General features: G+C 62.7%; 14 protein-coding genes. 10 read left to right on the top strand and 4 right to left on the bottom strand.

Annotated features, from left to right (window positions below; all coding sequences use genetic code 11):
* Positions 1-78: 78 nt before the first annotated feature.
* The 3 genes from VGE08_RS08540 to VGE08_RS08530 are packed head-to-tail and all read left to right on the top strand — an operon-like array spanning position 79 to position 3,813.
* Complete coding sequence (locus VGE08_RS08540) at positions 79-1,422, top strand: MFS transporter (protein ID WP_331067442.1); 1,344 nt, start codon at positions 79-81, stop codon at positions 1,420-1,422.
* A gap of 4 nt (positions 1,423-1,426) precedes the next feature.
* Positions 1,427-2,443, top strand: coding sequence for an alpha/beta fold hydrolase (locus tag VGE08_RS08535; RefSeq protein ID WP_331067441.1), 1,017 nt, complete (start codon positions 1,427-1,429; stop codon positions 2,441-2,443).
* Entirely contained in the window at positions 2,443-3,813 is a 1,371-nt protein-coding gene (locus VGE08_RS08530; RefSeq protein WP_331067440.1) for an MFS transporter, read from the top strand. The genes VGE08_RS08535 and VGE08_RS08530 overlap by 1 nt, the downstream gene beginning before the upstream one ends.
* 21 nt (positions 3,814-3,834) lie before the next feature.
* Here VGE08_RS08530 and pncB read toward each other — a convergent pair whose 3' ends face one another.
* Positions 3,835-5,106 (bottom strand): nicotinate phosphoribosyltransferase, encoded by a 1,272-nt coding sequence (gene pncB / locus VGE08_RS08525; protein ID WP_331067439.1) that lies wholly within the window; start codon positions 5,104-5,106, stop codon positions 3,835-3,837.
* 15 nt (positions 5,107-5,121) lie between these two features.
* Positions 5,122-5,931 (bottom strand): hypothetical protein, encoded by an 810-nt coding sequence (locus tag VGE08_RS08520; RefSeq protein ID WP_331067438.1) that lies wholly within the window; start codon positions 5,929-5,931, stop codon positions 5,122-5,124.
* A gap of 146 nt (positions 5,932-6,077) precedes the next feature.
* On the opposite strand from VGE08_RS08520, the gene VGE08_RS08515 reads away from it, so the two are divergent.
* The 4 genes from VGE08_RS08515 to VGE08_RS08500 all read left to right on the top strand — a co-directional run bounded on the left by VGE08_RS08515 (position 6,078) and on the right by VGE08_RS08500 (position 8,677).
* Entirely contained in the window at positions 6,078-6,890 is an 813-nt protein-coding gene (locus tag VGE08_RS08515; RefSeq protein ID WP_331067437.1) for a TIGR00730 family Rossman fold protein, read from the top strand.
* Between the two features lie 171 nt (positions 6,891-7,061).
* A complete protein-coding gene (locus VGE08_RS08510) occupies positions 7,062-7,220 on the top strand; it encodes a hypothetical protein (RefSeq protein WP_331067436.1) in 159 nt (52 codons plus the stop codon).
* The gene (locus tag VGE08_RS08505; RefSeq protein ID WP_331067435.1) at positions 7,210-7,467 is read left to right on the top strand and encodes a DUF6522 family protein; all 258 of its coding nucleotides are present in this window, start codon (positions 7,210-7,212) and stop codon (positions 7,465-7,467) included. Before VGE08_RS08510 ends, VGE08_RS08505 begins: the two co-directional genes overlap by 11 nt.
* A 49-nt stretch (positions 7,468-7,516) precedes the next feature.
* Entirely contained in the window at positions 7,517-8,677 is a 1,161-nt protein-coding gene (locus VGE08_RS08500; RefSeq protein WP_331067434.1) for a cytochrome P450, read from the top strand.
* A gap of 1 nt (position 8,678) precedes the next feature.
* Here VGE08_RS08500 and VGE08_RS08495 read toward each other — a convergent pair whose 3' ends face one another.
* On the bottom strand, positions 8,679-10,391 hold the full coding sequence (locus VGE08_RS08495) for a methyl-accepting chemotaxis protein (RefSeq protein ID WP_331067433.1): 1,713 nt from the start codon (positions 10,389-10,391) through the stop codon (positions 8,679-8,681).
* Positions 10,392-10,697: 306 nt separating this feature from the next.
* Between VGE08_RS08495 and VGE08_RS08490 the strand changes: the two genes are divergently transcribed.
* On the top strand, positions 10,698-11,105 hold the full coding sequence (locus VGE08_RS08490) for a hypothetical protein (RefSeq protein ID WP_331067432.1): 408 nt from the start codon (positions 10,698-10,700) through the stop codon (positions 11,103-11,105).
* 58 nt (positions 11,106-11,163) lie between these two features.
* Here the strand turns inward: VGE08_RS08490 and VGE08_RS08485 are convergent, their stop codons facing one another.
* Entirely contained in the window at positions 11,164-11,316 is a 153-nt protein-coding gene (locus tag VGE08_RS08485; protein ID WP_331067431.1) for a hypothetical protein, read from the bottom strand.
* A gap of 97 nt (positions 11,317-11,413) precedes the next feature.
* Here VGE08_RS08485 and VGE08_RS08480 point away from each other — a divergent pair, with 97 nt between their 5' ends.
* Together VGE08_RS08480 and VGE08_RS08475 are read left to right on the top strand one after the other, a co-directional pair.
* A complete protein-coding gene (locus VGE08_RS08480; protein ID WP_331067430.1) occupies positions 11,414-12,148 on the top strand; it encodes a TetR/AcrR family transcriptional regulator in 735 nt (244 codons plus the stop codon).
* Between the two features lie 220 nt (positions 12,149-12,368).
* Positions 12,369-13,703 (top strand): MFS transporter, encoded by a 1,335-nt coding sequence (locus tag VGE08_RS08475; RefSeq protein WP_331067429.1) that lies wholly within the window; start codon positions 12,369-12,371, stop codon positions 13,701-13,703.
* Position 13,704 lies beyond the last annotated feature (1 nt).

The following is a 13,704-nucleotide window of genomic DNA, read 5'->3' as shown; positions in this document are numbered from 1 at the left end:
TCCGCGGCTTCACTTGCACTTTCCGAGAATATAAGACAGGCTGATATCTTCGGCGAAGATTCGACAGGAGAGCATCGTATGGCGGCACCTTCCGGGGTCAAATCCATCGGCCAGGACGGGCCTCTGACACTGTGGCAGATGATCGTCGTCGGGCTGTGCATCCTGGCGAACGTCTGCGACGGCCTCGATACCACCTCGATCGCCTTCGCCGCGCCGTCGCTGCTGCGTGACTGGAACATCGCTCCCGAAGCGTTCGGGGTCGTGCTGAGCGCGGCCGCGGTGGGCATGCTGATCGGCGCCATCCTGATCGCGCCGCTGGCCGACAAGGTGGGCCGTCGCACCGTCATCGTCGCGGCGCTCACCACCTCCTCCATCTGCATGTTCGGCCTGGCCTTCAGCCAGAACCTGTATCAGCTGATGATCTTCCGCTTCTTCGTGGGCATGTGTGTCGGCGCGCTGTTGCCTTCGCTCAGCATCATGGTGGTCGAGTTCTCGAACGAGAAGCGCGGCAACCTGTTCCTGGCTCTGGTGCACATCGGCTTTGCACTCGGTGCGATCCTGGGCGCCGCCGTCGGCGCGTCGCTGGTTCAGGAGTATGGCTGGCGCGCCATCTTCCTCACAGCCGCAATCCTCACCAGCGTTACGGCCATTTCCTGCTTCGCGGCGCTGCCGGAGTCCGTGAACTTTCTGCTGGCGCGTCAGCCTGCGAATGCGCTGGAGCGCGCCAACAAGATTCTTGGGCGCTTTGGCCTCGCCCGGCTGACCGAGCTGCCGCCAAAGCCGCCGGCAAAGGTGCGCAGGTTCAGCAACGTCGTGGCCATTCTGTCGCCGGACTTGCTGCGCGCCACGCTGTTGCTGTGGCTGGCATCGTTCTCGCGTTTCTTCATCAGCTACTTCCTCACCGGCTGGAAACCGCAGGTGCTGGTCATGGCGGGTTTCACAGACCGCAATGCCATCGCAGTCGGCATGGCCACCAGTGCGGCAGCGTCGGTGGGCGTGCTGTGCATGGGCTTGTTTGCAGCGAAGATCGGCGCGTCACGCGCGACGGGGCTCATGTTCTTCATCTGCGCCGCCGCCCTGCTGGGATTCGGCTTCACCGAAGCGCCGATTCCGCTGGTCGTGCTGGCCGCGGTCTGCATGTTCACGATCGAAGCGGCGTTCACCGGCATCCTCATCACCAGCACGCGCTTCTACTCGGTCGAAAACCGCAGCACCGGCGTGGGCTTCACGGTCGGCATCGGCCGGATCGGCGCGATCGTCGGTCCTTATGTCGGCGGCGCTCTCATCGGCATGGGTCTGGATCGATCGTCATACTTCCCGGTCTATGCATCGGCGGCCATCATTGGCGCGATCGCCATCGTCGCGTCCATGTCTCGCCGGCCGCCCGAGGCTCGCGAAGGCCAACCGGTGAGCGCACATTGAGACCATGCATTCGATCGTACGAGCATTCGTTCTAGCCACGGTGACCCTCAGCGCAGGCTGCGCGGTCACCACGGGCTCACAAGCACCACTGCTCATCGCATCTCAAGGAAGCTTTGCCGTCGGCGGCAAGGTGGTGGGCGATCCGGACAAGGCATCGCTACATTGCGATCACGGCGTAGTGGAGTATCAGATTCCTCCGCACGCCCGCGCGACGAATCTGCTGATGTGGCACAGCGCGAGCGCCGTCGCCTGGCAACGGCGCTGGGACGGCGGTGAAGGCTTCCAGAGCATCTTCGTCAGACGCGGCTATCCCGTCTATCTTTGGGACGGGCCACGCGTCGGTCGCGGCAACTGGGGCTGCGCCGAAACCACGTACATACCCAATGCGAGATCGGACCAGCAGAACTTCGTCGCGTGGCGCTTCGGCTCCGGCTATCCGAACTGGTTCGATGGCGTGCAATTTCCGAAAGACGATGCCGAAGCCTGGAATCAGGCCATGCGCGCTCGCTACCAGGAATTCGACACCATCGCGAACGCGCAGCTCGAAAGCGATGCCGCCGCGGCGCTGGCGGACCGCATCGGGCCCACGGTTGCGCTCACCAATTCGGCCGGTGGCTTGCGCGCGCTTCTGACCGCGCTCAAGAGCGACAACATCAAGGGCATCGTGGCCTACGAGAACGTCGGCTGGGTGTACCCGAAGGGCGAAGGTCCCAACGTGCCCGAAGGCCCGTTCGGCCCGGTCGAGGTGCCGATCGAGGAATTCCGCAAGCTCACGCGCTTTCCGATCCAGGTGGTGTGGGGTGACAACATCGAGAAGTCCGCGACCTACACCGCGCGGCTCGCCGAATCCCGCCGCTTCGTCGAGATCGTCAACGAGCACGGCGGCCAGGCGGAAGTGCTGCTGTTGACGGACGCCGGGCTCGCAGGCAACACCCACCTGCCGTTCGCCGATCTCAATAACGTTGCGGTCGCGGATCTACTCTCGAAGTTTCTCGAGGATCACAGCCTCGACCGGCGTTGATGCCGCACACCATCTACCCGGACGGCCTGCCGCCGCCACGCCGCTACTGGTCCATGGCGACCACCATGATGGTGATCGCCATCTGCGTGCTCGACGTGACCATGGTGAGCGTGGCGCTGCCGTCCATCGCGCGGGACTTCAATGAGAGTGCGGCAAGCTCCATCTGGATCGTCAACGGCTATCAACTCACGATCCTGGTCGGACTCATTCCGCTCGCGTCGCTGGGCGAAATGATCGGTTATCGACGGGTCTCTCAAGCGGGGCTCATCCTCTTCACAATCGCTTCACTGGGCTGCGCATTCGCAAGCTCATTGGTCGAACTGACGATCGCGCGCGCCATACAGGGCCTCGGCGCGGCTGGAATCATGAGCGTGAACGCCGCGCTGGTGCGATTCACGTACCCCGCGCAGATGCTGGGCCGAGCCACGGGAATCAACGCAATGGTGGCGGCAGTGGCAACGGCGGCGGGCCCTTCCGTCGGCGCGGCTATGCTGGCGATCGCGGACTGGCGATGGTTGTTCGCCGTCAACGTTCCGATCGGCATCATCGCCGCGGTGATCGCGCAATATTCGCTGCCTCATACCGAGCCTGCGCAACGATCGCTGAGTTACGTGAGTGTGATACTGCACGCCGCGACGTTTGGACTGCTGATCGCAGGGCTGCAATCGTTCGTGCACGAGGAGGCACGGCTCGGGGCCGCCCTGCAAATCACGGCCGCAGGTGCATTCGGCGTACTGCTCGTACGCCGTGAGATTCACAAGCAGATTCCAATCGTGCCTTTCGACCTGATGCGCATCCCGATCTTCTCGCTTTCGCTTGGCATCAGCATGTGCTCCTTCTTCGCGCAGATGGCGGCCTACGTCGCGCTGCCATTCGAGCTGCAGCGGTTGGGCCACAGCGCTGTGGAAACCGGACTGTTGATGACACCCTGGCCGGTAGCCGTCGCCTTCGCGGCGCCGATCGCCGGACGGCTGGCCGATCGTTATCCTGCAGCGATTCTCAGTGGCTGCGGATTGATTGTGCTGTGCGCGGGACTCGCTTTTGTGGCGCTGTTCCCCGAGCACGGAACGGCGGCGGATCTCATGTGGCGAATGGCCCTTTGCGGGCTCGGCTTCGGATTTTTCCAGGCGCCGAACAATCGCACGATGATGACATCGGCGCCCCGCGCGCGCAGCGGCTCTGCGGCTGGAATGCTGAGTACCGTGCGATCACTCGGGCACGCCAGTGGCGCAGCTCTCGTCGCCGTGCTCTTCAGCACGCACAGGGAAGGAGGCGCACAGATCGCTCTGTTCGTTGCGGCCGCGATGGCAGCGATCGCCGCGGTGCTCAGCTTTTCGAGACTGCGGGCCACGGGGCCCGGCTCCGGCTGAAGCAAATCGATCTGTAACCGCTCACGCGGCTCGATTGAAGACCTGTCGCAGATAGGCCAGAAACGTTTCGTCGCTGCACAGGGTCTTGCCAGGCGAGTCGGAAAGCTTGGCCACCGGCTGGCCATTGCACTCGACGAGCTTCATCACGATATTGAGCGCCGGCACGCCCAGATCGTTGGACAGATCGGTGCCGATACCGAAGCCGCATTGCACGCGGTCGGCAAAGTGTTCGTAGAGCCGCAGCGCCGTGGGGATGTTCAGCGCATCGGAGAACACCAGGCGCTTGGTGTGAGCATCGATGCGCAGGCGCTGATAGTGCGCCAGCGCCTTCTCGCCCCACTCGACAGGATCGCCGGAGTCGTGGCGCAGGCCGTCGAACAACTTGGCAAAGTACAGGTCGAAGTCCGCGAGGAAGGCATCCATGCCGATCACGTCGGTCAATGCGATGCCGAGATCGCCGCGATATTCCTGAACCCAGGTCTCGAGCGCTTCCTTCTGGAAGTTGCGCAACTGCACGCCCACCGCCTGGAACGTTTGCAGATACTCGTGCGCCATGGTGCCTATGGCCGCCAACCCGTGCTTTTTCGCGAGATGCACGTTCGACGTTCCCTTGAAGTATTGCGGCACTTCGCGAGCCAGCGTCGTCACCACCTCTTCGTGCCAGTCGCGTGAGAAACGGCGGCGTGTACCGAAATCGAAAAACTCGAATGGATGTCGGACGGCGTGCGCGCCTCCGCCAGCAATGGGAGCAGAGGTGCCGTTGGCAAACTTCAATACGTTGGGCGGCGAGAGTTGCGCAACGGTGCTTTGCGAACGGAAATCGCGCAGCATGCCGATTTTCTCGGCGAGACGCTTGCGCCCCTCCTCGCGCGTCGCTGGTACGTCATAACGGCGGAAGTACAGCTCGCTGATGATCGACAGCACGAAGATCTCGAAACCCATGACATGGATCTGCGGACCGCGCGCCACTACCTTGAGCATGTCGCCCTCGGTACCCACCTCGATATAGCGCCGCTGGAAATGGAAGATGCGCAGGAAGTCGATGAAGTCGCTCTTGAAGTAGGACTTGCTCGCAAGATAGTCGAGCTCATCCTCGGTGTAGCGGAGCGTGCACAGATGATCGAGCTGCGCCTCGACCTCCGCTTTCAGGCTCGCAAGCGGATACTGCGGCGTGTTGCGGCACACGAAGCTGTAGACCGCCTGGTTGGACGGAAATCGATGCAAGATCGGCGACAGCATCGTGAGCTTGTACAGGTCGGTGTCGAGCAGCGAGCGGATGATGGGAATGAACATGACGGACTCGCGCGGCTAGTTCGCCGAGATTTCAGCCAACGCCTGGGTGCTGGTCAGCGACCGGACACCTTGCGCCAGCGCCCGTTCGCTGCAGGCCCGGGCGTGTGACTCGAAGCCTGACACTGGACTCATGCAGTCCTCGAGCAACACCACACGGCGGATTTCCTCGGCGGAAAAATGCTCCAACAAATGTTCCAGCGTCGCCGCGACGCAGTGACTTGCCGCCTCGCCCGCCACCAATAGCAGCCCCGACTTCGGCCGACACTTGTCGATCAACTCATGATTGGTCTGAGTGCTCGGATCATCGGGCGATGGGACCTCGGCACGCACCGCGCTGTATTGCTCGGTCAGAGGATTTTGACCTTTCAGCACCTTGAATGCGCCGCGCTGTACCTGAAACTCCCACTCGCCGACCGCTTCGAGCACGGCGCCGTGGATATTATGACCCCAGGCGCCGATGACACAGTGCACCGGCCAGACCATCAATTTATAACGTCCCTGCGATTCCAGCGCCTGCAAATAGGCCAGGACTTGGGGGCGCAGCGAGGCGTCGATCGGGACGTACTCGCCGGCGACGACCTGCGCATGAGTGATCTGCGTGAACGGTGCCACCGGCCCGCCGTCGCCACGCGCCCAGAAGGTCGGCCGCTCGATGGCCACGCTCGGATGCGAATCCAAGGTGATGACGATCTCCGCCAATGCGCGCCGGGCCGCACGAACGAAGCTCGCCAGACGTAGCATGTCCTCGGCTGCGCCGGGCACGAACAACGTTCCCCGGCGGTCGCAAAAATCATTCTGTGGATCGACAATTAAAAGTGTGTGCATGTGGCTCTCCGTCCGAGGCACGACCAACACTATAGAGGCTGCTGCGGACATCCACCACGGCGCAGGCAGCTGTAGGCCGCCATTCGTTGCGCCGACGCGTCGCATCTCTCAGAATCGCCGCTCGATCATCACCATCGGCAACCTACATGACAAAGCCTGCCCTAGAGAGCCTCGACCAGATCAACTCCCCCAGTTTCCGGCTCCCGGTAGAAGACACCAACTTCCTGTTACGCGACGAGATGCGAGCAGTGCGCTTTGCGCTGGAATACGCCAAGGCGGATCTGCTGCTGCGAGACTGGGGTGTGCGCTCCACCATCATTGTCTTTGGCAGCGCAAGGGTGCCTTCGCCGGAGCGAGTGGAGTCATGGAAGCAGGCGGCGCAGCCTGATGAACAGCAACTGCAGCGGATGGAACAGCAATTGCGCTGGTACCAAGCCGCGCGCGAGTTCGGACGCATTGCCAGCGAGCGCGGTGGAGCGAAGGAACCGAAAGATCGATGGCGCGACAACGTCATCGCCACCGGCGGTGGGCCCGGCATCATGGAAGCGGCGAATCGCGGCGCGCAGGAAGCGGGCGCCCCGACCGTAGGATTCAACATCACGCTGCCCCATGAACAATTGCCGAATCGTTACACCACGCCGGAGCTGACCTTTCGCTTTCACTACTTCGCGATGCGCAAGATGCACCTGGCCATGCGCGCCAACGCGCTGGTGGTCTTCCCCGGCGGCTTCGGCACGATGGACGAGTTGTTCGAGCTGCTGACGTTGCGTCAGACGGCCAAGGCCCCCGTCATCCCCATCGTGATGTTCGACCGCAGCTACTGGCAGCGTCTGCTGAACTTCGACGTGCTGCTGGAGGAGTCGATGATCAGCCCCGACGATCTGCAGCTGTTCGACTACGCCGATTCCCCCGAGGATATCTGGCGCATTCTCATGCAGCGCGGCCTGCGCACTCGCTAGAGCGCGCCGGAGGAGGCTTGCCTGCTGCCAGGCTGCTTGCGGCCAGCAGGCGTAGAATCTCGACTTGATCTGGATCAGGGCGAGGTCCCGCCCCCGCATCTATGCTGCGGTCATCTTCGGAGAACGGCGCCTGGCGCCGCGATCCCAGTGATTACCGACGCTTCGAGACAAATGTCCGACATCACGCTCACCGATGAAGAACGCTGCGAGGCCGCAGATCAGCTTCACGAGCCCTCCGGCATGGATGAAAGCCTGATCGAGCAACTCGTGCGCGGCACCTCGTGGGCCACGCAGGCGGAGCTTACCGAGAATGAACACGGTGAGATTTGAGAACGGCGAGTTCAGTGTCGACGCTGCGACGATCGCGGCGGGCCTGCAACTTCATCCCACGCAGGTCCAGGCACGCATGCGGCAGGGAAAGATCACGAGCTTGTGTGAGCGCGGCATCGATGAGGACGCCGGTCGCTACAGGCTCACGTTCTTCTACTCGCGGCGCCGCTTTCAACTGCTCGTGGACGAGGCCGGGACCATCCTCGAGCGGGTGGTCGATGATCGTCGGCACAGGCAGCGCTGTTGATCGCTGATGCGCGAGCGCCACGATCTCCTTCAGTGAGCCAGGTTCTGCAATGACGACTGTCGTCCAGGATTGGGACCCGTTCTCCGCCGCGCCCGACGGCGATCAAGCCAGCGTGCAGGACGCAATGAGGCGAACCTGTCCAGTGGCCTATAGCAACGCCCTGGGCTGGTCCCTGTTCCGGCATCGAGATGTGATGCGCGCGCTCGCAAAGCCGGCCGTCTTCAGCAATGCCGTGTCGGCGCATCTCTCCGTGCCAAACGGCATGGACCCGCCGCAACACACCGACTATCGCCGCGTGATCGAATCCTACTTCTCGGCGGATCGAATGGCGGCGATCGAGCCGCGCTGCCGCCTCATTGCGCAGGAAGTGGTCGCGTCGCTTCCCGACAATGGTGAAGTCGACGTGATGAATAGTTTTGCCGACGAGTTCGCGCTGCGCTCCCAGTGCGCGTTCTTGAACTGGCCCGTGGATCTGCACCGTCCGTTGCGAGACTGGGTTCGAAAGAATCACGCGGCCACGCGCAGCCGCAATCGCGACGCGATGGCGGCCGTCGCTTTCGAGTTCGACCAGCATATTCGCGCCGTGCTGGATGACCGGCGCAAAGGCGGTCTGAATGCCGACGATGTCGCGAGCGAACTGTTACGCGAGCGGGTGAACGGGCGCGGACTCACCGACGAAGAGATCGTGAGCATTCTCAGGAACTGGACGGTCGGCGAGCTGGCGACGATGTCCGCGTGCATCGGCATTCTGATCGCTTTTCTAGCGAACCATTCGGACGTGCAGGCACGATTGCGCGCCGACACGTCGCTCCTGCCGCGGGCCATCGATGAAATTCTGCGCATCGACAGCCCATACCTGACCTCACGTCGCGTCACGAAGTGTCCCGTCCGCATCGGTAAGCGAGCCATCGATGCCGGTCAACGCATTACGATCATGTGGGCTTCGGCGAATCGCGACGAGACCACGTTCGAAGACCCGCAGGACTTCCGCTTGGATCGTGACCCCGCATTGAACTTGTTATATGGCGCGGGAATCCATGTTTGCCCTGGCGCGCCGCTCGCCCGACTCGAGCTGCGCGTGCTCATGGAAGAACTGTTGGCGTCCATCGAGATCGCCCCGAGCGCCCACAATCATCCGATACGCGCGGTCTATCCCACCGGCGGATTCAGCGCGTGCCCGGTCCACGTGCACCGGCTCGGGTCGCCGTAATCTAGAACTCCGTCCAGGAACTGTCATCGCCGACCGCCTGGGCCCTGATCGGCGCAGCCGCACGGATCGCCGGCCTCGGCGTATGCACCTTGCGAGCCGGCATCGGTGCAATCGTTGCATTCAGCGAAGAAACATTCGCCTGTAACAAACGAGTCCCGCGCGCCTGGGACCCAGCGACGACGAAGTAAGACACCTTCTCCACCAGCGCGTGCGACTGCTGCTCCATCACCTTGCTGGCGGCCGCCGCTTCTTCCACCAACGCCGCGTTCTGCTGCGTCGCTGTATCCATCTGCGTCACCGCCGAATTGACCTGGTCGATGCCGCTGGCCTGTTCTTCGCTGGCCGCGGAGATTTCGGCCACGATGTCCGCCACTCGCTTGACGCTGGCGACGATCTCGTGGAGCGACTTGCCCGATTCATCGACCAGCGCGGTGCCCGCCTTGACCTTCTCCACCGAGTCGCTGATGAGCTGCTTGATCTGCCGGGCTGCCGTGGCGCTACGCTGCGCCAGATTGCGAACTTCGGTCGCGACCACCGCGAAGCCGCGGCCTTGCTCGCCAGCACGAGCGGCTTCGACCGCCGCGTTGAGCGCCAGCAGGTTGGTCTGGAACGCAATCTCGTCGATGACATTGATGATATCGGCGATCTGTTTGCTCGAATCGCTGATCTCGGCCATGGCCTTGACCGCGCGCCCGGCCACATCGCCGCCACTGTCTGCCTGATCACGCGCACTGACTGCGAGTTGCGTGGCCTGACGGGCATTGTCAGCATTCTGTTTCACGGTCGCGGTCATTTCTTCCATGCTGGAGGCGGTCTCTTCCAGGGCCGAAGCCTGCTCCTGCGTGCGCTGGCTGAGATCGTCGTTACCTTTGGAAAGCTGGCGCGCCGCCGCGCCCACCGAGCCGGCGCTCTCGAGCACCGAGCCAACGATGTCGCTGAGCTTGCTATCCATATCTTTCATGGCGGCGAGCAAGCGGCCGAACTCGTCCTGCGTGGTGATCTGGATCGCATTGCCGAGTTTGCCCGAGGCGATGTTCTCGGCAACGGACACGGCGGTAGCCAACGAGCTCATCATCGAGCGGGTCAGCAGGGTTCCAAGAAACACCGCCGCAGCTACCGCCAGCAACATTCCGATCCAGCAATAAAGGACATCCCGGTCGTAGGCCTGGTGGCTCTCGACGTTGGTTGCTCGAGCGATCTCACCTTGCAGCTCGACCAGCTTGCGGCTCGCATCGAACATTGCTTCGAGGCGAGGCTGCATGACCTGGATGCGCAGCTCGCGTGCCTCCGCGATGGCTCCGGCCTCCAGCTTCTCCGTGATGCTTGCAACCACGGTGCGATATTCCTCGAACCGTTTCATGAAGTCGTCCGCCATGGCCCGCTCCTCGGGCTGCGCCGGCAAGCTCTGATACTTTGCCCACAGCTGTTCCATGAGCGGATTGTTCCTGTCGCGCACCGCTCGGTACGCGTCGAGCTGCTGGCGCTCGCCGCTCATGATCGCCAGGTCAAAGGCGCGAACATTCTCGTTGCGCAGCTCGATGACCCTGCTGATCGTGGCCACGGACACGAAATTGTTACTGTAGACTTGATCCAGATCAGTATTGGCCTGCTTCAGCGCCTGCAGTCCGAGAATGCCCACGCCCAGCATGGCTGCGGCCAGCAGGCCGAGCAATGCAAACAAGCGCGCTTTGACGCTCACATTCGACATACTCATGACTCCGTCTCCTGCGCGACGGCAGATGTCACTGCGATGGTTGAATCTCGCATCGGCGCGTCGAGGGGGCTCTGAATGCCCCCCGGATGAATTCAGCAGGCGCCTGATGCATGCAGCCGGGTTGACCTGAGGGAAAGTTGAACTGCGTCGCGAACTGCTCCGGGTCGCGACGAGGGCCGGATTTCCTGCCAGCCGGATCTGGCCGGTTTGTTACGTCTTATCCACACCGTATCACGCGGAACCCCGCATGCGCGCTGCGTTCTACCGCCGTCACACTCGTTGACAATAAAACGTCCCGGATCCCGCATGCGTGTATGTATCAAACTATTCCGTGTGCCCGCCTCCGTTGAAGTCGAAGAAAGCATCTTCACTTTGATGGAATTGCTCGAGGATCATTGCGACTCGATCTCGGCATGCGAGGTCTTCGTGGAAGGCTCCCGGGGAGATCGCGCCTGTCCGGCCCGGTGCACCGTCCGGCTGGCGCTGCAGGTGTTCGGCGAACAGGTCTACGTGACCGGGATGAGCTCGCCGTCCAGTGACGACCCTCCCTTACAGAGCGCGCTGAACAACACATACCGTGACGCCGTCACGGCGCTTGAAGCGGTGGCGCGCGCTCATCAGGGATGTTCGTGTCATGGCTCGCTGAAGCGCGAACGCAAAGCCGCGGACACAGTAGCCGAATCCAGCCGGCTCACCATCGTCCCTGCCGGATAACCGATATCGTGCGTGCCTCCCCCCGGGAGAGCCGGCTAATGCACGTTGGTCGCCCGAGTCAGAGCAGCTTCGCTTTCTTCAGATAACTCTCGACGTCTCTATACGAGCCGTCATCGCCGGCATACCTCACCAGATTGCGCGCGGTACGCAGCCAATCCTGTGTGGAAGGCTGCAGCGTCGCGAGCGCCGAGGTGAAGTCGGATTGACGCAATGAGCGCTCGTTGCCATTGAGCTCTGCCGGCACCCCGAGTTATGTTTCATCGATCCGTCGCTGTACTATCTGCGCCAACTGAACAGCGAGCCGGATGATGAAACGGGTCATAGCCCAAAGTCGAACCCAGAGCCGAACCCAGCAGCGATCGCAGCCCAAGAGCAAGCGGGCGCGCTCGGCGGCCCGTCCCCGTACCAAGGCGGAACAGCGCGCCGAGACCTCGGAGCAGATTCTCGACGCGGCGGAGTATCTGTTCTCGAAGCGCGGATTGTATGGAGTGTCGTTGCGCGACGTGGCCAAGCACGTCGGGGTCCACGAATCGCTGGTGAAATATTACTTCGAGGACAAGACCAAGCTCTTCGAGACCGTATTCGCCCGCCGTGCGGACGTCACCATCGCACGGCGCATGAAGGCACTGGAGGAATACGAGCGTAAGGCCGGCGCCAAACCAACCATCGAAGGCGCGCTGCGCGCGTTCATCGATACCGACCTGGATCTCTACTACGAGGGCGGCGCAGGCTGGATGAACTACGGAGCGTTCGGCGCGCAAGTCTCCAATACGCCCGAGGGTGCCGAGCAGATGGACCGCCACTTTGATCCGGTGGTGCTGAAGCTCATCGGCATCCTGAAACGCGCGCTGCCGGAGCATTCGGAAGAGGACATCTTCTGGGGTTATGACTTCGTCACCGGCGCGCTCATGCACCTGCTGGGGCGCACCGGCCGCATCGACCGGCTGTCCGCGGGCCGTTGCCGCTCGGATGATTTTCCGGCGATCAAGCGGCGCTTCGCCAGGTTCATGGCGGCCGGCTTCAAGGCCCTCAAGACCCGCTAGCGAGACCGGCCAGTCACGCTGGCAGGGCTCATTCAGCTCGAACCTGGCCGCGCCCCGTGGAGACGAGCCGGTTTTGCCTGCCAAAGATATTCATGCTAGCTTGAATGAAATTGACGGCCCGGAATCGCCCGACTATTCGCAGCGGCTATCGGTGGCCAAAGGGGGACGCGGCGCGCAGGCATCGCGTGGCATCACTGAACTCGAACCATCGGGTGATCGGATGACAGAACGAGCAACACAGCCCGGCAAATCGATCGTCAAAGTCGCCGTCAGCGCCTCCGCCGCCGCGGCCATCGAATGGTATGACTTCTTCATTTACGGCATCGCCGCCGCGCTGGTGTTTCCGACATTGTTCTTTCCCGCGGACATGCCGCCATTCGTGGCGCAGATCGCCGCGTTCGGCACCTTCGCGGTCGGCTTCATAGCGCGCCCCATCGGCGGCATTCTGTTCGGCCATTTTGGCGACCTGTTGGGACGCAAGCGGGCACTCGCAGCCGCGCTGCTCATCATGGGCGTGGCCACGACCTGCATCGGTTTGTTGCCCTCATATCAAAAGATTGGCGTAGCCGCTCCGCTTGCGCTGGTGGTGCTTCGTTTCGCGCAAGGCCTCGCGGTCGGCGGCCAATGGGGCGGCGCCGCGCTCATGGCGATCGAAAGCGCACCGAGCCACCGACGCGGGTTCTATGGCAGCTTCGTTCAGATGGGCGTGCCGGTGGGGCTGGTGCTGGCCAACGTCATCTTCCTGCTGGTGGGCCAGGGCGTGTCCGGCGAGAGCTTTCTGGTGTGGGGCTGGAGGGTGCCGTTCCTGCTGAGCTTTGCGCTGGTGGCGATCGGCTTCTATGTGCAGTTCCATCTCGAGGAGCCGGGCGAGTTCAAACGAGTGGCGCCCGCCAGCACTGCCGCGGCAAGCAAGCCCAAGGGGCTGCCCCTGACCAAGGTACTCACCGGCCACTTGCCCGAGGTGCTGCTCGCAGGCGGCGCTTTCATCGCCAACAACACTTGTTTCTATATCGCGATCACCTGGATCGTCGCCTACGGCGCAGCGACGCTGGGGATCCCGAAAGAGACCATGCTCGGCGCGGTGATGACCGCCAGTCTGGCGATGATTCCGATCCTGGTGGGATGCGGCGCATTCTCCGATCGATTTGGCCGGCGCGGCATTTTCATGCTCGGCGCCGTGCTGGCCGGGCTGTGGGTATTCGCCATGTTCCCGCTGGTGGAGAGCCGTTCGCTGTTGCTGATCACACTCGCCATCAGCGTCGAGATGGGCCTGCTTGCCATGATGTATGGACCGCAAGCGGCGCTGTTTGCCGAGCTGTTTCCTGTCGAGGTGCGCTATTCGGGCGCTTCACTGGGATATCAGATCGGCTCGGTGTTCGGTGGCGGCTTCGCGCCGATCATCGCGACAGCGTTGTTCGCCAAGTTCCAATCCACCTTGTCGATCGCGCTCTACTTGTGCGCCATGTGCGCCATCTCCTTCTTCTCTGTGGCAATGCTGAGTATTCGCGCCCGCGGCGAAGCGCAAGCCGGCGCACCGCAGAGCGTAAAGGCATGAC

Source organism: Steroidobacter sp., from assembly GCF_036406195.1.
Taxonomy (GTDB): domain Bacteria; phylum Pseudomonadota; class Gammaproteobacteria; order Steroidobacterales; family Steroidobacteraceae; genus Steroidobacter.
Note: the sequence above shows the minus strand (reverse complement) of the source record. Positions and strands in the feature narration are given on the sequence as shown.